At 57.1% G+C, this 18,434-nt stretch carries 19 protein-coding genes; 10 read left to right on the top strand and 9 right to left on the bottom strand.

Going from position 1 to position 18,434, the window contains the following annotated elements; all coding sequences use genetic code 11:
• Positions 1-6: 6 nt before the first annotated feature.
• From ndk to glnT, 7 genes are all read left to right on the top strand, one after another.
• The gene (ndk, locus tag RZS32_RS17965) at positions 7-429 is read left to right on the top strand and encodes a nucleoside-diphosphate kinase (RefSeq protein ID WP_317054920.1); all 423 of its coding nucleotides are present in this window, start codon (positions 7-9) and stop codon (positions 427-429) included.
• Between the two features lie 412 nt (positions 430-841).
• Complete coding sequence (locus RZS32_RS17960) at positions 842-1,471, top strand: helix-turn-helix domain-containing protein (protein WP_317054919.1); 630 nt, start codon at positions 842-844, stop codon at positions 1,469-1,471.
• An 86-nt stretch (positions 1,472-1,557) separates the two neighbouring features.
• Positions 1,558-2,451, top strand: a complete 894-nt coding sequence (locus RZS32_RS17955) for a class II glutamine amidotransferase (RefSeq protein ID WP_317054918.1) — start codon at positions 1,558-1,560, stop codon at positions 2,449-2,451.
• A gap of 1 nt (position 2,452) precedes the next feature.
• Positions 2,453-3,130: a GXGXG domain-containing protein gene (locus tag RZS32_RS17950; protein ID WP_317054917.1), complete on the top strand. Its 678-nt coding sequence runs from the start codon at positions 2,453-2,455 to the stop codon at positions 3,128-3,130.
• Between the two features lie 12 nt (positions 3,131-3,142).
• A complete protein-coding gene (locus tag RZS32_RS17945) occupies positions 3,143-4,480 on the top strand; it encodes an FMN-binding glutamate synthase family protein (protein ID WP_317054916.1) in 1,338 nt (445 codons plus the stop codon).
• Positions 4,480-4,740, top strand: coding sequence for a DUF3303 domain-containing protein (locus RZS32_RS17940; protein ID WP_317054915.1), 261 nt, complete (start codon positions 4,480-4,482; stop codon positions 4,738-4,740). The genes RZS32_RS17945 and RZS32_RS17940 overlap by 1 nt, the downstream gene beginning before the upstream one ends.
• Positions 4,737-6,071: a type III glutamate--ammonia ligase gene (gene glnT, locus RZS32_RS17935; RefSeq protein ID WP_317054914.1), complete on the top strand. Its 1,335-nt coding sequence runs from the start codon at positions 4,737-4,739 to the stop codon at positions 6,069-6,071. Before RZS32_RS17940 ends, glnT begins: the two co-directional genes overlap by 4 nt.
• Here glnT and RZS32_RS17930 read toward each other — a convergent pair.
• The 7 genes from RZS32_RS17930 to purL form a co-directional block, all read right to left on the bottom strand.
• The gene (locus tag RZS32_RS17930; RefSeq protein ID WP_317054913.1) at positions 6,068-6,571 is read right to left on the bottom strand and encodes a GNAT family N-acetyltransferase; all 504 of its coding nucleotides are present in this window, start codon (positions 6,569-6,571) and stop codon (positions 6,068-6,070) included. The genes glnT and RZS32_RS17930 overlap by 4 nt on opposite strands.
• Positions 6,572-6,605: 34 nt before the next feature.
• Positions 6,606-6,968: a Grx4 family monothiol glutaredoxin gene (grxD, locus tag RZS32_RS17925; RefSeq protein ID WP_317054912.1), complete on the bottom strand. Its 363-nt coding sequence runs from the start codon at positions 6,966-6,968 to the stop codon at positions 6,606-6,608.
• A complete protein-coding gene (locus tag RZS32_RS17920; RefSeq protein ID WP_317054911.1) occupies positions 6,965-7,492 on the bottom strand; it encodes a hypothetical protein in 528 nt (175 codons plus the stop codon). The genes grxD and RZS32_RS17920 overlap by 4 nt, the downstream gene beginning before the upstream one ends.
• A 75-nt stretch (positions 7,493-7,567) precedes the next feature.
• Entirely contained in the window at positions 7,568-7,804 is a 237-nt protein-coding gene (locus RZS32_RS17915) for a hypothetical protein (protein ID WP_317054910.1), read from the bottom strand.
• Entirely contained in the window at positions 7,804-8,046 is a 243-nt protein-coding gene (locus tag RZS32_RS17910; RefSeq protein WP_317054909.1) for a BolA family transcriptional regulator, read from the bottom strand. Before RZS32_RS17910 ends, RZS32_RS17915 begins: the two co-directional genes overlap by 1 nt.
• Positions 8,047-8,116: 70 nt before the next feature.
• Complete coding sequence (locus RZS32_RS17905; protein ID WP_317054908.1) at positions 8,117-8,689, bottom strand: type III secretion system chaperone; 573 nt, start codon at positions 8,687-8,689, stop codon at positions 8,117-8,119.
• Between the two features lie 89 nt (positions 8,690-8,778).
• Positions 8,779-10,944 carry a phosphoribosylformylglycinamidine synthase subunit PurL gene (purL, locus tag RZS32_RS17900; RefSeq protein WP_317054907.1) on the bottom strand — a complete coding sequence of 722 codons (2,166 nt, stop codon included), beginning with the start codon at positions 10,942-10,944 and terminating at the stop codon, positions 8,779-8,781.
• Between the two features lie 130 nt (positions 10,945-11,074).
• Here purL and RZS32_RS17895 point away from each other — a divergent pair, with 130 nt between their 5' ends.
• Together RZS32_RS17895 and RZS32_RS17890 are read left to right on the top strand one after the other, a co-directional pair.
• Complete coding sequence (locus tag RZS32_RS17895; protein WP_317054906.1) at positions 11,075-12,103, top strand: pyridoxal-phosphate dependent enzyme; 1,029 nt, start codon at positions 11,075-11,077, stop codon at positions 12,101-12,103.
• Entirely contained in the window at positions 12,100-13,227 is a 1,128-nt protein-coding gene (locus RZS32_RS17890; protein WP_317054905.1) for a M24 family metallopeptidase, read from the top strand. Before RZS32_RS17895 ends, RZS32_RS17890 begins: the two co-directional genes overlap by 4 nt.
• Here RZS32_RS17890 and RZS32_RS17885 read toward each other — a convergent pair.
• Both RZS32_RS17885 and RZS32_RS17880 read right to left on the bottom strand, forming a co-directional pair.
• A complete protein-coding gene (locus tag RZS32_RS17885) occupies positions 13,220-13,675 on the bottom strand; it encodes a GNAT family N-acetyltransferase (RefSeq protein ID WP_317054904.1) in 456 nt (151 codons plus the stop codon). The genes RZS32_RS17890 and RZS32_RS17885 overlap by 8 nt on opposite strands.
• A gap of 211 nt (positions 13,676-13,886) precedes the next feature.
• Positions 13,887-14,798, bottom strand: a complete 912-nt coding sequence (locus RZS32_RS17880) for a LysR family transcriptional regulator (protein ID WP_317054903.1) — start codon at positions 14,796-14,798, stop codon at positions 13,887-13,889.
• A gap of 168 nt (positions 14,799-14,966) precedes the next feature.
• Between RZS32_RS17880 and RZS32_RS17875 the strand changes: the two genes are divergently transcribed.
• The gene (locus RZS32_RS17875; RefSeq protein WP_317054902.1) at positions 14,967-18,386 is read left to right on the top strand and encodes an indolepyruvate ferredoxin oxidoreductase family protein; all 3,420 of its coding nucleotides are present in this window, start codon (positions 14,967-14,969) and stop codon (positions 18,384-18,386) included.
• The last annotated feature ends 48 nt before the right edge of the window (positions 18,387-18,434 follow it).

Raw genomic sequence — 18,434 nt, 5'->3', positions numbered from 1 at the left:
GCTCTCATGGCTGTCGAACGCACGCTCAGCATCATCAAACCCGATGCCACCAAACGCAACCTGACCGGTAAGATCAACGCCAAGTTCGAAGACGCAGGTCTGCGGATCGTGGCGCAAAAGCGCATTCATCTGACCAAGGCGCAAGCCGGTGTGTTCTACGCCGTGCACGCCGAGCGTCCGTTTTACGATGAGTTGTGCGAGTTCATGGCCTCTGAGCCAGTTGTGGTACAGGTGCTGGAAGGCGAAAGCGCGATTGCCAAGAACCGTGAAGTCATGGGGGCGACGAACCCTGCCGATGCGGCACCTGGCACGGTGCGCGCCGAGTTTGCGGAAAGCGTCGGTGAAAATTCCGTCCACGGTTCTGATGCACCAGAAACCGCAGCAGTCGAGATTGCATATTTTTTCTCGGGGCTAGAGCTCGTCGGCTAAGCCCGAAGAGTTGCATGTCCAAAACGGCGTGGCCATTTCTGGTCGCGCCGTTTTTTATTGTCTCTCAGAGAGAGGCAAAGTCGTTGAAAACCTGTCGCGAGATCACTTTGGGCGGAGCCGCGGGGGCGGGTTTAGGCGCTGAACTGGACGTGGACGCGCCCTGAGATGGGGTTGAAGCTGAAATTGCCATTTGCCTGCACTTTCTGTCACCGACACTACCGCCGGCATACAATACACCGGGGTCTTAACGCCCCGCTTGGCAAGGCTCTGCGCGAATTGTGGCTAAATTGGGGCATAGACGCGCAGTCCATGGAAAGTGTTGTTAAAAAGCTATAGATTGGCGGTTCGGGCAGTTGCGCATTCCCAAATGGGACGGCGCTGAGAATGAACATAGTCTTAAGGGCACATGCACATGGCGTCTTCGTTGAAACAAGATCCGCACAAGCTGCGGGAAGCCAAGGAAAAGCACCTTGAAACAGCCATTGGACGCGCGGTGCGCGAGTTTCGCAAAGGGCGGAACATGACTGTAGCCGATCTTGCCAAGGCGACTGGGCTTTCGGTGGGCATGCTGTCGAAGATTGAAAACGGGGTGACATCGTCGTCTCTGACCACGCTTCAAGTTTTATCGGCAGCGCTGAGTGTTCCGATCACCGCTTTTTTCCGCCGGTTCGAGGAAAGCCGCGAAGCGGTGCATGTGAAAGCGGGTGAAGCGCTTGAGATCGAGCGAGAGGGCACGCGTGCGGGCCATCAGTACAACCTTTTGGGCCATATCGGCGGCAACAACAGTGGTGTTGTGGTTGAGCCATACCTGATTTCGCTTAACGAGGAATCGGACGTGTTTCCCACCTTTCAACATGAAGGTATCGAATTGCTCTATATGCTCGACGGTGAGGTGCTTTATCGCCACGGGGATGAAACCTTTCACTTGAAGCCCGGAGACAGCTTATTTTTCGACGCGGATGCGCCACATGGACCAGAAGAACTGATCCAGCTTCCGGCGCGCTATCTGTCGGTGATTTCGTATCCGCAGGGGAATGGATAATTTTCCTGGTAAGAATATTAAATTCTCTTATTGAAACCTTGTGCCGTCCGCACTAGCCTTTGTTCAGACGGGTTTTGGAGGCTGCCATGTGCGGAATCGTTGGACTGTTTCTCAAGGTCAAGGCGCTGGAGCCAAAGCTTGGCGCGATGTTGACTGATATGCTGATCACCATGTCAGATCGTGGGCCGGATAGTGCGGGCATTGCGGTCTATGGAGAGGATCATGAAGGACGTGCCAAGCTGACACTGCAAGCTGCAGATCCAGCTCTTTTTAACGGCCTTGCAGGTGAGATTGAGGATGAGTGTGGTGTCGCGGTCAAACTTCGGACGATTGACACCCATGCCGTGCTCGACCTGCCCGAAGACAAGTTGGCTCAGGTGCGAGGGACGGTCAAATACCTGCGCCCGGATGTGCGCGTGATGAGTGCCGGTGAGGTGATCGAGATTTACAAGGAGGTTGGCCTTCCAGGGGAGGTTGCCAAGCGGTTTGACATTCCTGAACTGACCGGAAGCCATGGCATTGGCCATACCCGTATGGCAACGGAAAGTGCTGTTACAACCTTGGGCGCACACCCGTTTTCCACTGGGGCGGATCAATGTCTTGTCCATAACGGGTCGCTCTCCAACCATAACTCTCTGCGCCGCAAACTGGCGCGTGAGGGCGTGACGGTAGAAACTGAGAACGACACTGAGGTGGCCGCCGCGTATCTCACTTGGAAGATGCAGGAAGGGGCCACTCTTGGAGAGGCGCTGGAGGCGGGGATTGATGATCTCGACGGGTTCTACACCTTTGTGGTCGGCACAAAAGATGGCTTTGGCGTGGTGCGGGACCCGATTGCCTGCAAGCCAGCGGTCATGGCTGAAACCGATCAATATGTGGCCTTTGGCAGCGAATACCGCGCCTTGGTGAATCTGCCAGGGATTGAGGACGCCAAGGTTTGGGAGCCTGAACCGGCCACCGTTTATTTCTGGAAGCACTGATATGCAGACATTTGATCTTGAAGCCAACGGCCTGCGCGCCCTGAATGAAACCTTGCAGGCGCAAGCACAGACCACCAATGAGACCGCCTGGGATGTGATCAACCCTCGAGGCAGCCATGCGATTGCCGTTGGTCTGGATGCGCCCATTGAGGTCACGGTGAATGGCTCAACTGGCTACTACTGTGCAGGCATGAACCAGCAGGCCACTGTGCATGTGAAAGGCAATGTCGGACCTGGTGCTGCTGAGAACATGATGAGCGGTAAGCTGATCGTGGATGGCGATGCCAGCCAATATGCTGGGGCCACCGGGCATGGTGGGCTTTTGGTGATCAAGGGCAATGCATCCTCGCGCTGTGGGATTTCCATGAAAGGTATCGACATTGTCGTGGGTGGTAATGTCGGTCACATGTCGGCCTTCATGGCGCAGGCAGGGCATATGGTGGTTTGCGGGGATGCGGGCGACGCTTTGGGCGATTCCATCTACGAGGCCCAACTCTTTGTGCGCGGTTCCGTGAAATCGTTGGGAGCCGATTGCATCGAAAAAGAGATGCGCCCCGAGCATATCGCCAAACTGACCGAGCTTTTGGATGCTGCGGGCGTGGATGCTGATCCGGCTGATTTCAAACGCTACGGTTCAGCAAGGCAACTTTACAATTTCAACATCGACAACGCGTATTGAGAGAGGGCGATCATGGCCAAGGATGACAAGACCGCACCACAGACTTTACCGCGTTATTCCAATACGTTCACACCCGAAGTGAATGCCGAAATCCGGCGCGCGGCGGCGACGGGGATCTACGACATTCGGGGTGGTGGCGCCAAACGCAAGGTGCCGCATTTTGATGACTTGGTGTTCCTTGGGGCGTCGATGTCGCGCTATCCATTGGAAGGGTATCGCGAAAAATGTGAAACATCGGTCACATTAGGCACACGCTTCGCCAAAAAGCCGATTGAGCTGAAAATTCCGATCACCATTGCGGGGATGAGCTTTGGTGCGCTCAGCGCACAGGCAAAAGAAGCCCTGGGGCGCGGCGCGACCATGGCGGGTACGTCCACGACGACGGGCGACGGTGGCATGACCCCTGAAGAGCGTGGTCAATCCGAGCGGTTGGTCTATCAATACCTGCCCAGCCGCTATGGCATGAACCCCGTTGATTTGCGCAAGGCGGACGCCATTGAGGTCGTCGTGGGCCAGGGCGCAAAGCCGGGCGGCGGCGGCATGCTCTTGGGTCAAAAGATTTCTGACCGCGTGGCCGAAATGCGAACGTTGCCCAAGGGCATTGACCAGCGATCGGCTTGTCGTCATCCCGATTGGACGGGGCCGGATGATCTTGAGATCAAGATTTTGGAGCTGCGAGAGATCACCAACTGGGAGAAACCGATTTATGTGAAGGTCGGCGCGGCGCGTCCCTTCTTTGACACCACATTGGCTGTGAAAGCGGGAGCCGATGTTGTCGTCATTGACGGCATGCAAGGCGGCACCGCAGCGACACAGGATGTGTTTATTGAACATGTCGGCATCCCGACGCTGGCCTGCATCCGAGAGGCCGTCGCGGCCCTGCAGGAATTGAATATGCATCGTGAGGTGCAACTCATTGTCTCGGGCGGCATCCGCTCGGGCGCGGATGTGGCCAAGGCGTTGGCGCTTGGGGCTGATGCGGTCAGCATCGGCACGGCAGCCATGATCGCCCTTGGGGACAATGACCCCAAATGGGAAGCCGAATATCAGGCTCTGGGCAGCACCGCAGGCGCCTATGACGATTGGCATGAAGGCCGTGACCCGGCAGGGATTTCAACACAAGACCCGGAATTGGCCAAGCGGCTTGATCCCGTGGAAGCGGGGCGCAGGCTTAACAACTACCTCAAAGTGATGACGCTTGAGGCGCAGACGTTGGCGCGGGCCTGTGGCAAGAACCACGTCAACAACCTTGAGCCGGAAGATTTGCAGGCTTTGACTGTCGAAGCCGCAGCCATGGCCAAGGTTCCTCTTGCTGGAACAACCTGGATTCCGGGGCAGGGCGGGATGTGATGCCGCGTTTCATGGTGATTGAGCGATTCAAATCCGGGCAGTCTGGCCCGGTATACGCGCGATACCATGAAAAGGGCCGCATGTTGCCCGAAGGTTTGCGATATATCGACAGCTGGCTCAGCGCGGATGATGATGTCTGCTATCAGCTGATGGAAACGCAAACGCCCGAAACCTTTGACAGCTGGATTGCGAATTGGGACGATCTGGTGAATTTTGAAGTTATAAAACTAAAAGAAAAACCCACGGGGAGACAGAGATGACAACCGACCTTGCCGCTTTTGCCGCTGAACGCGGTGTGAAGTATTTCATGATTTCCTTCACCGATCTTTTCGGTGGACAGCGGGCCAAGCTGGTTCCGGCACAGGCGATTGCAGATATGCAGGAGGAAGGAGCAGGTTTTGCCGGCTTTGCCACCTGGCTCGATATGACCCCGGCACATCCCGATATGCTCGCGGTGCCGGACCCAAGCTCTGTTATCCAGCTGCCCTGGAAACCCGAGGTCGCGTGGGTTGCAGCCAACCCGGTCATGGAAGATGAGGACGTGGCCCAAGCCCCGCGCAACGTGCTGCGGCGTCTAATTGACGAAGCGGCAGGCGAGGGGATGCATGTCAAAACCGGCATTGAGGCGGAGTATTTCCTGCTGACCCCCGATGGATCGGCATTGAGCGATGAGTTCGATACCGCCGAAAAGCCCTGCTATGATCAGCAGGCGGTGATGCGCCGCTATGATGTGGTGCGCGAGATTTGCGACTACATGCTCGATCTGGGTTGGGGCCCGTATCAGAACGACCATGAGGATGCCAATGGCCAGTTCGAGATGAACTGGGAATTTGATGACGCGCTTCGGACAGCGGACAAGCATTCCTTCTTCAAATTCATGACCAAATCAGTGGCCGAAAAGCATGGCTTCCGCGCGACCTTTATGCCCAAGCCGGTTGAGGGGCTGACAGGCAATGGCTGTCACGCACATATCTCGGTCTGGGACGCGCCGGGCGATAAGGCCAAGACCAATGTCTTTGCCACCGACTCGACCAGCGGAAGCCAGACCGCTGAACTGGGCCTCTCGGAAAAAGGCGCGCATTTCCTGGGCGGGATCATGAAACACGCCAGTGCGCTGGCTGCGATCACGAACCCGACGGTCAACAGCTACAAGCGGATCAATGCCCCGCGCACCATGTCAGGGGCCACATGGGCCCCCAATACGGTCACTTGGACCGGCAATAACCGCACGCATATGGTGCGCGTGCCCGGACCGGGCCGCTTTGAGCTGCGTCTGCCGGATGGGGCGGTGAACCCGTACCTCTTGCAAGCGGTGATTATCGCCGCAGGGCTGAGCGGTGTGCGTTCCAAGGCGGATCCGGGCAAACGCCACGATATCGACATGTATGCCGAAGGTCACAAAGTGCGCGGCGCGCCGAAACTGCCGCTCAACATGCTTGATGCGATCCGTACCTATGACAAGGACAAGGAACTCAAGTCCATGCTAGGCGACGAATTCTCGGCGGCGTATATCAAGATGAAAACGCAGGAATGGAATTCCTTTACGTCCCATTTCAGCCAGTGGGAAAAGGACAATACGCTGGACATTTAGGTCAGCGTCATCTCCATGAAAACCACTTTGCCCTCGTGTTCTGGGGGCAGGGTGATACGTGGCGGCACGAAAGTGAACCCGGCCTTCTCATAGAGGTGCTGCGCCGCCTTGAGTGTATGAAACGTATCAAGAATGATCTTCTGATAGCCTTGTGTGCGCGCCATTGAGATCAGGTTTGAAATCAAAGTCTCCCCAAGGTGCAATCCGCGAAATTCGGGGCGCACATACATGCGTTTGACCTCGCATATCTGTGCGTCATGACCAAAGAACGCAACGCATCCTGCCGGGGCTTCGCCGACAGTGGCCAATAGAAAACCTCCGGAGGGCGGCGCAAACATTCCTGGAAGGGCAGCGAGTTGATCTTCCAAGCCATCGAACGCATGCGCCTTTCCGGCATCCGGGTCCTGCGTCAGGGCAAAATCAAAGAACTCCCGGACCAGATCGCGCACAGCGTTGATCTGGTCAGGCGTTTCGATCTGAGAGAGATGGATGCGGGTCACGTCGAGCAGGCTCTACGGTCTGCAGGGTCGTGTATCAGGCGTTGGCCTCGCGGATTTTATCCGCCGCATCCTTGTCATAGTTGACGCCGTTCTCTTCAAAGAGCGTGTCCAGCTCACCCGAAAGGGTCATCTCGGTGATGATGTCGCAACCACCGACAAATTCGCCTTTTACATAAAGCTGGGGCACAGTAGGCCAGTCCGCGAAATCCTTTACGCCCTGACGAATGGCGTCATCGGCCAGCACATTCACGTCGAGATAGTCGACGCCCATGTAATTCAGAACGCCTGCCACACGGCTCGAAAACCCGCATTGCGGCATGCTCTTGGTGCCTTTCATGTAAAGCACCACATCATTGGCTTTGATGGTCTCGTCAATCTGGGTCTTCGCGTCGCTCATATCGCGGCATCCTCTTGTGTTCGCAGGCCTTTGCAGACCCAAGTTAGTACTGTGTGCAGGTCGTCCTGGTCAAGCGTGTCGCAGGTGCTTTCGACAAACGTTTCCAAACGCAAGTAGTCATCCGGGAAGGTGATTTCCAGTTTGTTTTGCGACAGCTCTTGGGTAGGTAGGTTCTGCGCTTCGGCGGCGGCGCGTAAGGCGTCGAGAAAAACCATGTCCTCACGCCGGTCTTCGCACCGAAGCGTGTAGCCTGCGTTTCCGCCGCGATCACGCTTCCGAATGATTGTGAGCACGCCCCGATCTGCCGCTTCAAACCGTACGTTACTTCCGGCGCGCGCAGTCTGAAGATGGGTTTCGGCCTGAAATAGCGCAGTTTCAAGAAGGGCTGGTGAGACATGGCCTTTGGGCGCGTCCAGTTCCTTTTGAAATGCAGCATTACGTCGATTGATATTTCGCACAGCAAAAACCAACAGAACGCTGAACGCAAATGCGCCGATCAAAAGCGCCTTTAACAATGGAGACACAGACCTAGTCCCTGAAAACAACAGTTGGTGAAATGACGCGGACCGGGCTGTCAGACCTGAAGACGAGCAGGGCGCTCACTTGGTTTTGTTCCTTGGAACAAAGCGTTTGGCGTAGGCTTGTGGATCTTTGGGAACGGTCCACCGTGTGACATTGCCTCCGCCCACACCGGATTGATAGTCGGACTCAAGAATATGATCACCCTCGCCAGGGTCGCTGCCCAGGCGTCCGGGGTCTTTACGCTGTCCCAGAACCGCTAAAGCGCCTATGGCCAACGCAATCAATCCAATTATGATAAGCAGCCCATATTCCATCAATCAGGCGCCTTCGTGGTCAGTGCCAAGGCGTGCAGATCGCCGGATGGGCCGTCCATTTTGCCTTTGAGCGCGGCATAGACGGCGCGTTGCTGCTGCACGCGGTTTTTTCCGCGAAAGCTCTCATCGACAACCTCGGCGGCATAGTGGTTCCCGTCTCCGGCCAGATCGGTAATGGTGATCTTCGCCTCGGGAAAGGTTTCGCGGATCAGGTCTTCGATTTCCTGCGCTTGCATCGGCATGCGGAGCACTCCTTGGGTCTTTGTCCAAGATGTAGAGAGCCACGTGTCCGATGGCAAGGCATGGCAGGCCCTAGATCTCCTGACCTTTCTTTGACAGCTCGTCGATCAGTTCGCGCTGCAAAGCGCCGCTGTCCCCGCCACCAAACTGCATGGCGCCGCCCGAGTATAGAGTGCCGTATGTTTTCGAAAGATTGATGATCTGCCCGAGACCGGAGATCAGTTGATCTTTCTCCAGGGCGGCGAGAGGATGGATGTATGTGGCCCAAACCATGTCGTTGGCGATGGCGTAACGCCCGTCCAGCGCGCTGTCAAAGTTGGCCTGCATCATACGTTTGAGCGCCCCTTCCTCGATGTCTTCTACTTTTTCCACGGGGGCCAAGGCACGCATTCGGTCGTTGTTGGGATCGGTGATGATCAACACCGGTACATCCGCGATCATCAGACGCCAGCGCCGTCCGTCCGACGCCGCCTCGGGGTCAAGCGCGCGCACGATGACATCCAGTCGCTCAAGGGTCATAGGCGCTTCGGACTCCGCCTGAACCTCAGGAGCAGTCTCCTCAGGATTTGTGTCTGGCTCGACCTCCTGTGCTGTCACAGACAGCGGAAAGGCAATAAAGGCGAGAGTGAATAGAAAGCGGGACATGCGCGGGCACCTTTCATGTTGCGTCCCCCGACGATGGCATGCCGAACGCGCCGCGCCAACGCCACTCATGCAATCGTGAGAGTTCGCGATCAGGCGAATGTGTTGGCAAATGCCTCGCGGAATGTAGCGCTGAGGTCATCCAATGGCGCAGATGCATCACCGAAGCTGACCGAGTTGCCGGTGAACCGACCGACTTTTGCAACAGGCACGCCCGCGTCTGCTCCCACGGCGATAAGGGTTTCGGCATGTTCAGGTGTCGTGGCCAGAAGGTATCGCGCCTGATCCTCGCCAAAGAGCGCATCCGCGTCTCCTGTGTCAATCTCAACGCCGACACCGGCGCTTTCCGCCATCTCGAACGCGGCCAAGGCCAAGCCGCCATCCCCCAGATCGGTGCAGGCGACGATCTTGTTGCGTTGCGCGCGGACGAAATCGCCATGGCGTTTTTCGGTGGCCAAATCCACCGCGGGGGCGTCGCCCTCAACCCGGCCCAGAAGTTCGGCCAGAAGCGCGGATTGGCCCAGATGACCGGAGGTTTCCCCGATCACGACGGCGACATGCCCTTCTTGAGCCTGTCCTGTGATTGCGTCTTGAGGCGATTTGATCAGACCCACCGCGCCAATCGTTGGGGTCGGCAGGATCGCAGAGCCGTCGGTTTCATTATAAAGCGACACGTTGCCCGACACGATGGGCATGTCGAGTGCACCGACAGCCTCGCCAATGCCTTTGATGGCCATCACGAACTGGCCCATGATCTCGGGCTTTTCAGGATTGCCGAAATTCAGGTTGTCGGTTGTGGCAAGTGGTACTGCGCCCACGGCGGTGAGATTGCGATAGGCCTCGGCCACCGCCTGTTTGCCGCCTTCCTTGGGATTTGCTTTGACGTAGCGCGGTGTGACATCCGAGGTGAAGGCCAAAAGCTTGTCGGTGCCATGCACGCGGATGAGCCCGGCGCCCTGACCGGGCAAACGTGCGCTATCGGCCATGACCATGGTGTCATATTGCTCATAGACCCAATGGCGCGAACAGTAGTTTGGCGCAGAGATGAGCGCTTTGAGGCCATCGATGGGGTCAATCTGGGGTAAACTGGCCATGTCCAGCCGTGCGGCGGCCTCGGGTTCAACCCAAGGCCGGTCATATTCCGGCGCGCTGCCTGAAAGCGTGGCCAGTGGCAGATCGGCTTTGATTTCACCCTTATGCTCGATCAGAAACCTGTCTTCGGCGATGGTCTCGCCCACAATAGCGAAATCGAGGTCCCACTTCTCGAAAACTGCGCGCGCTTCGGCCTCAAGCTCGGGCTTGAGCACCATCAGCATCCGCTCCTGGCTCTCTGAGAGCATCATCTCATAGGCGGTCATGTTCTCTTCGCGTTGTGGCACGGCGTCGAGGTTGAGCTTGACGCCAAGCCCGCCCTTGTCGCCCATCTCGACCGCTGAACAAGTCAAGCCTGCCGCGCCCATGTCCTGAATTGAAATCACCGCACCGGTGGCCATCAGCTCCAGCGTGGCTTCCATCAGCCGTTTCTCGGTGAAAGGGTCGCCAACCTGCACCGTTGGGCGCTTTTCCTCAATGCTCTCGTCAAATTCAGCCGAGGCCATTGTGGCCCCGCCGACGCCATCGCGGCCGGTTTTGGCCCCCAGATAGACCACGGGCATACCCACGCCCGAGGCGGCGGAATAGAAAATCTTGTCCGCATCCGCGAGACCCGCGGCAAACGCATTCACCAGGCAGTTGCCATTGTAAGCCGGATCAAACCGCACTTCGCCCCCCGCGCAGGGCACCCCGAAACAGTTGCCATATCCACCGATGCCCTCAACCACCCCATGCACAAGCTGGCGTGTTTTGGGATGCGCAGGTTCGCCGAAGCTGAGCGAGTTCATCGATGCTATGGGCCGGGCACCCATGGTGAAGACGTCACGTAGAATACCGCCCACACCGGTCGCCGCGCCTTGATAGGGCTCGATATAGGACGGGTGGTTGTGGCTCTCCATTTTGAAGATCACGGCTTGCCCGTCACCAATATCAATCACACCGGCATTTTCGCCGGGACCGCAAATCACCTGTGGCCCTTCGGTGGGCAGGGTGCGCAGCCATTTCTTGGAGGACTTATAAGAGCAATGCTCGTTCCACATGGCCGAGAAGATGCCAAGTTCGGTAAAGGTGGGCGTGCGGCCCATGATGTCGAGAATACGGTCATACTCATCAGGCTTCAGCCCGTGCGCTTCGATCAATTCCTGCGTGATCGCCGGTTCCTGCATCAGACATTATCCCCCGAGAGTGGCCTGTTGGCGTCTCTTTAGGCCATCCATCTCGCAGGGGAAAGAGGGATGTGGAAGGCGGTTGACCGAATGGGACAAATGCAGTCCAGTGCGCTGAAAGAGAGGGCATATGAAGATCATCCAGAACCCGTGGCGGGGTAAAGCCTTGCCAGATGACATCCTGAACGAAATTCCGATGCCCAGTACGGATGGCGACGCTGTTGAGGCATTGTTGAAGCAATGCCCCTCGGCAAGTGAAACGCCGTTGGTCAAGGCCAGCGGATTGCCGGGGTCCGTCTGGATCAAGGATGAGCGTGAGCGTATGGGCCTTGGCAGCTTCAAGGCGCTTGGCGCGGCCTACGTGATCGCATGTGAAGCTGTGGAAGCAGAGACCGAGGATCTCAGCACCTCTTTGACCGGGCGCACTTATGTGACGGCAAGCGCGGGCAATCACGGCATGTCGGTCGCCGCGGGCGCGCACATCTTTGGGGCGGATGCGGTGATCTATCTTGCCGATACGGTGCCAGAAAGCTTTGCGAATCGTCTGCGTGACAAAGGTGCGCGTGTGGTGCGGGAAGGGGCCGAATATGAGGCTAGCGTCGAGGCCGCTATGAAGGCAGCGGTAGAAAACAACTGGGTGCTTTTGTCTGATACGTCATGGCCCGGCTATGTGATGCGCCCGCACAGGTTAATGGAAGGTTACTTGGCCATGGCCGCCGAGGCCACGCGCCAGATGCCAGTGGTGCCCACCCATATCTTTTTGCAAGCCGGCGTCGGTGGCTTGGCTGGGGCCTGTGCGGCTTACTTCCGCAAGGCTTGGGGCGATGCACCTCAGATACTAGTGGTGGAGCCATCAGAGGCCCCCGCACTTCAGGCCGCGATCGAGGCCGGGCAATTCGTCACGGCTGAGGGTGGCGTGTCGGCCATGGGGCGGCTGGACTGCAAGGAAGCATCTTTGATCGCACTGAAAGGTCTGTCACGCGATGCCGATGCGTTTGTCACAGTCACAGAAGCTGAAGCTGAGGAAGTTTTATCTGAACTGGCAAGCCAAAGTCTGGCGACAACAGAATCCGGCGGTGCAGGCGTTGCCGCTTTGCGTTTGATGGACCTGCCTGAGGACGCCGTTAGCCTGTGTATTCTCAGCGAGATGGCGCAGTGAGCCTGTTTCCTGACGCCGAATACGCCGCGCGGCTCAAAGTTATCCAGGCGGGCATGGCGCAACATGAGCTTGGCGCGCTACTTTTGACGACAGAACATGACATCCTGTACCTCACCGGCTTTTTGACCCGGTTTTGGCAAAGCCCGACGCGGCCCTGGTATCTGTTGGTCCCGGCCAGTGGCAAACCCATTGCCGTCATCCCATCCATCGGGGCGGCGCTTATGGGGCGGGGGTGGATCGAGGATATTCGCACCTGGCCTGCGCCTGTGCCAGGGGATGATGGGGTGGGCTTATTGGCGCAGACGCTGAAAGAGGTTGGTGGGCCGGTTGGCATTCCGTCGCATTTGGAAACGCATCTGCGTATGCCCTTGGCAGATTTTGAGGCGCTGAAAGCACAGACGCAGATGTCGTTCGGCCCAGACCACGGCATACTCGCAAACGCACGTGCGGTGAAATCCGAGGCCGAGATTGCCAAGATCGAAACCATTTGTTCGGTGGCGGGTCGTGCCTTTGCACGTATGGGTGAGATCGCAGGCGAAGGCGTTCCTCTCTCAACGGTATTTCGTAACTTCCAACGTCTTTTGCTCGAAGAAGGCGCGGACTGGGTGCCGTATCTTTCGGGTGGCGCCGGGCCAGACGGATATGACGATGTGATCTCACCGGCCAGTGACACGCCCCTGAAGGCAGGGGATGTGCTCATGCTAGACACTGGGGCGATGAAGGACGGGTACTTCTGCGACTATGACCGAAACTTTTCCGTGGGCCAGCCCTCACAAGAAGCCGCAAATGCGCATAGCCGTCTGATGGAGGCCGTGGCCGCTGGGTTGGAGACCGCACGTCCCGGTGCCTGTGCCTGTGATCTGTGGCGCGTGATGGCCGATATTGTGGGCGGAGGGGAGACTACCGGACGGCTGGGACATGCTTTGGGCCTGCAACTGACCGAAGGGCTTTCGCTCATTCAGGCCGATGAAACCGAGCTCAAGCCAGGAATGGTGATTACATTAGAGCCGGGGATTGAAACGGTGGAGGGGCGTATGATGGTGCATGAAGAAAACATCGTCATAACAACCGGTGCCCCCCGGCTGTTGTCACCTTTGGCGGGCAGCGAGTTGACCGTTATCTAAGCACAAACTCCAGCTGTGGCAGAAACCGACCTGGGATGGAGCCGGACGGGCGCATCCCAATCTGAACGGCGCCCATTTTCTCATAGAACTTAACGGCACTTGGTTCCGCATCGATCAAAAGCCGCGCGGCGTCCATGCTTTTGGCCGTGGTTACGCACCAGTCAAACAAGACACGTCCAACACCTTGGCCGATAAAGGGCGGGTCAATATAGAGCCGGTCGAGATCCATATCCGACCCTTCCCAGTCAAGCTGCGCCACGCCCGCAATTTCATCACCTGTTTCTGCCAGCATGATTGGTTGGTCGAGTGCGTCGTCACTCAATGTCAGTTCTGCTTCGCAGGCCTTCATGAAGGCAGCGTCATACCCCCAATGCGCCTTTGACCGCTGGCAGAGTAGCGAAAGGGCGGGCAATTCATCCAAAGACGGCTTTCTAAGCGTGATGGTCATACCTCCGCATCTATACGGGGTATGGGCCAAAAAAAGGGCCGAGCGCTAAGCTCGGCCTTAGTCCAACAGGGAGGTATGATGGCGCGACACCTCAGTGCGCGCCTTCATGTTTGGGAAGTAGAGAGGGCCAATTCACGTTTCAAGAAAAAACAGGTCACACAGGCAGCAATCCCGTTATGTGTGTCGTGCATACCTCAGATACGCACTGGTGTTACGCAGACGTAAGGGATTGTGCTTTCATCGTTTTTCGATAAATCACGATCTCTTCTTGAACAAAATCCCGGAATGCCGCGATGCGCTGCGAATGCCGCAATTCCTCTGGGTAAGCGAGAAAAACCGGGACTTCTACGGAATGCACGTCCGGCAAGACACGTACCAGATCGGGAAAGTCGCGACTCAGATAGTCAGGCAGGACGCCAATGCCGATATTGTGCAATACCCCCTGCAGAACGCCGAAATAGTTGTTCACGGTCAGCATTGAAGTCACATCATTGGTCATGAGCTCTGCCACGAGTGTCGCGGCCGCGCCCACCTGAGCCGAGCGCGGGTTCTGGCATAGAATGCGGTGATTGCTGAGGTCTTTTTGCTCCTGGGGCGTGCCATTTTCTTGCAGGTACTCTGGCGTCGCAAAGAGGCACATATGCACGCTCATAAGTCGCTTGCGGATCAAATCAGCCTGGCTTGGTTCTTTCATCCGAATGGCGACATCCGCCTCGCGCATGGGCAGGTCCAGCACGCGTTCTTCCAGCATGAGGTCAATATTCAGGTCGGGGTACTTTTCAAAGAGCTTCGGCAGACGCGGCGCTAGCCATAGCGTGCCAAAGCCGATCGTGGTTGTCACGCGCAGCTCGCCAAACACCTCTTCTTCGCTATCGCGAATGCGCGCAGTGGCTGCGTCCAATCGTTTCATCATCGCGCGTGTGGCGTCGAACAGAAGCTCGCCCTGTTCGGTCAGGATCAACCCGCGCGCATGACGGTGGAAAAGCGTCACATTAAGTGATTCTTCCAGCGCGCGCACCTGCCTTGAAACGGCCGATTGCGACAAATGAAGCTGATCGCCCGCATGGGTGAGGCTTCCGGCATCTGCGACCGCATGAAAAATCCGTAATTTATCCCAATCCATTTGAGCAACTTTCGAAACTGAAATTTGTTAATCTGCGCAATAGCAGAAAACGACAAGCGGTTCCTATCCTCGAGTTAACGATTTCGAGAATTTACTTGGTAGGTCACAATTTATGACCTATTGTGGAGATATCAACGGCCCCGCGAGACGTTGGCAGGGAGGACATCGATGAGCGATCAGAAGATATCTCTCAATGATCGGCTGAATCTTGAGAAATCACCCATTTTGCTGAATGGAACACAGGCGCTTGTGCGGCTGATGCTGACGCAGGCCGCGCGGGACAAGGCGGCGGGTCACAACACGGCTGGCTATGTGACCGGCTATCGCGGCTCTCCGCTGGGTGCTGTCGATATGCAAATGGCTCGCGCCGAAAAAACCCTGACCGGGGCCAATGTAACATTCCAGCCGGGTCTCAACGAAGATCTCGCGGCCACAGCGCTTTGGGGTACCCAACAGGCCGAGTTGCGCGGTGAAGGCAAATATGATGGCGTATTTGGTCTTTGGTACGGCAAGGGGCCAGGTGTGGATCGCACTGGCGATGTGATGCGTCATGCCAATATGGCTGGAACGTCCCCCCTTGGGGGTGTCCTTATGGCGATGGGAGACGATCACACCGGAGAAAGCTCGACTGTGTGTCATCAATCCGACTGGGCGATGGTCGATACCTATATGCCGGTCTTGTCGCCTGCAGGTGTTCAGGAAATCCTCGATTTTGGCCTTTATGGCTTTGCGCTGTCTCGCTTTGCGGGGGTCTGGTGTGGGCTGAAAACCATGAAGGACACGGTCGAAGTCACCAGCGTTGTGGACGGGCGCACCGACCGGATGTCTTTTGTCACGCCTGAGTTTGAGATGCCGGAAGGTGGATTGAACATCCGTCTCGCCGATCACTGGATCGCGCAGGAAGCGCGGATGATCGATCACAAACGCTTTGCCGCTGAGGCGTTTTCCCATGCCAACAAGATCGACAGGCGCATGATGGGCAAACCCGGGGCGAAGATCGGCTTTGTTGCGGCGGGTAAGAACTGGCTCGATCTTGTGCATGCGCTTGATTTGCTGGGCATTGATGCGGATGAGGCCGAGCGGCTGGGTCTGACGACATATAAAGTCGGGCAGACGTTTCCGATGGACATGAAAGGGTTCAACGAGTGGGCCGAAGCGCTGGACCTCATCGTCGTGGTCGAGGAAAAACGCAAACTCATTGAAATCCAGATCAAGGAAGCGATTTTCGATAATCGTCAGGGGCGCCGTGTTTACGGATGGTACAAAGGCGGGGCCGGCGGTCTGCATGAAGAAGAGCTTTTCCCAACCCGTATGGCGCTTGATCCTGTCATGGTTGCCGAAAAGATTGGCGGTATTCTTGTCGAGGAAGGGCGCGGCACGGATCGCGTGAAAGCAGGCCTGCAAGCTATTGAGGAAGCAAAGAAAGCCGATAATGCCAAAGATATGGCATCGCGGCTTCCGTATTTCTGTGCCGGGTGTCCGCATAACAGCTCGACCAAGCTGCCTGACGGGAGCCGTGCTTATGCCGGAATCGGATGTCATTTCATGGTGCAATGGATGGATCGCGATACGGTGGGCTTTACCCATATGGGCGGCGAAGGGGCCAACTGGGTCGGGGAAGCACCGTTTTCCAAGCGCGACCATGTCTTCCAGAACCTGGGCGACGGCACCTACAATCATTCCGGCGTCCAAGCCATTCGCGCGACCCTCGCGGCAGGGACGAACATCACCTACAAAATTCTGTTCAATGACGCCGTAGCCATGACCGGCGGGCAGGGCAATGAAGGGGGCTTGTCCCCAGATCGCATTGCTCGGGAATTGCAGGCCATGGGAGTGGAGCATGTCGCGGTGGTGTTTGATGCCAAGGAGGAGCCACGCAAAAGCGACTTCCCGTCTGGCATTGGCTGGCATGAACGTGCTGAGCTGCCTGCGGTTCAGGAAAAATTTCAGAATATCAAGGGCGTGTCGGCCATTGTTTACATCCAGACATGTGCCGCTGAGAAACGCCGCCGCCGCAAGCGCGGCAGTTTTCCGGACCCTGATAAGCGGGTGTTCATCAATTCGGATGTCTGCGAAGGCTGCGGGGATTGCGGCGTGCAATCAAACTGCGTGGCGATCGTGCCGAAAGATACCGAACTGGGCCGCAAACGGGCCATTGATCAATCCAGCTGCAACAAGGATTTCAGCTGTGTGAAGGGCTTCTGCCCGTCATTTGTCACACTGGAAGGCGCAAAAATCCGCAAGGATTCGGCTGTTGATCTTGAACTGCCCTATATCGCGCCGCCCGCGCTGCCTAAGATCAAGGGAACTTATAACGTGGTGATCACCGGGGTCGGGGGCACGGGCGTTGTGACCATCGGGGCTGTGATGGCGCAGGCGGCCCAAATTGACGGCAAGGGCGCGGGCATGATGGAGATGGCCGGTCTGGCGCAAAAGGGCGGTGCGGTGCATGTGCATTGCCGTTTGGCCGAAAGCCCAGAGGACATCAGCGCGATTCGTGTGGCCACCGGTGAATGCGATGCGCTCATCGGCGGCGATCTTGTGGTCAGTGCGGGGGCAAAAACCCTTGGTCTGACGCGCCAGGGGCGCACTGGGGCCGTGGTTAACAGCCATGAGATCATCACTGGCGCCTTCACACAGGATACGGAATTCACCATTCCTGCGGATCGCCTGCAGCTCGCGCTGGAGGCGCGGTTGCAAAAAGACGTGCATTTCTTTGATGCGCATGAACTGGCGCGGGCAAGCATGGGGGATGCGATTTATGCCAATATGCTGGTATTCGGCGCGGCCTGGCAAAAGGGGCTGGTGCCTTTGTCGAAAGCGTCGATTGATGAAGCGATTGAGTTGAACGGCGCGGCGGTTGAGCAAAACTTGAGGGCCTTTGAGGTCGGTCGCTGGGCAGCCACGCATCCTGATGATGCTATGAATCTGTACACCGCTGAAGTGGTGCAAAAGCCCAAGACGATTGAGGAAAAGATTACGTTCCGCGCCGATCATTTGGCGGCCTATCAGGGGCTGCGCTTGGCCAAGAGATATCGCAAGCTGGTGGACGGGATCGAAGATGCTCGGGTGAAGGAATCCGTTGCGCGAGCGTATCACAAGCTCTTGTCGTACAAGGATGAATATGAGGTGGCGCGGCTTTTGTTGTCGTCACGCCAGAAGGCTGGAGAAGAGTTTTCCGGCGATTTCAAAATGAACTACCACCTTGCGCCGCCGATCTTTGGTGGCAAAGGGCCTGACGGGCGTCCGAAGAAACGCGAATTTGGGGCGTGGGTTGAAACGCCGCTACGTTTGTTAACCAAGCTGAAGGGTTTGCGCGGCACGCCTTTCGACCTCTTTGGCTATAGCCGTGAACGGCGCATGGAACGCAAGTTGATCAGGCAATATCAGAAGGATATGGCCAAGGTTCTGCCCAAGCTGGATGACCAAACGAGGGATGCCATTGTTGCACTGGCAGAGCTTCCCCTACAAATCCGTGGTTTTGGCCCGGTGAAAGAGGCAAATGCCCAAAAGGCGGCCAAACAGCGTGAGGACTTGCTGGCCTTGATCCAGTCCGGGGGCACACCGCTGTCGCAAGCCGCGGAATAACTGTCACAAAGTTTTCATAGGGGCGCATGACAAAACGGGCCTATAACC

Origin of the sequence: Roseovarius sp. W115, assembly GCF_032842945.2 — a bacterium.
Classification (GTDB): domain Bacteria; phylum Pseudomonadota; class Alphaproteobacteria; order Rhodobacterales; family Rhodobacteraceae; genus Roseovarius; species Roseovarius rhodophyticola.
The sequence above is the reverse complement of the archived record's forward strand: the minus strand, read 5'-3'. Positions and strand labels throughout refer to the sequence as shown.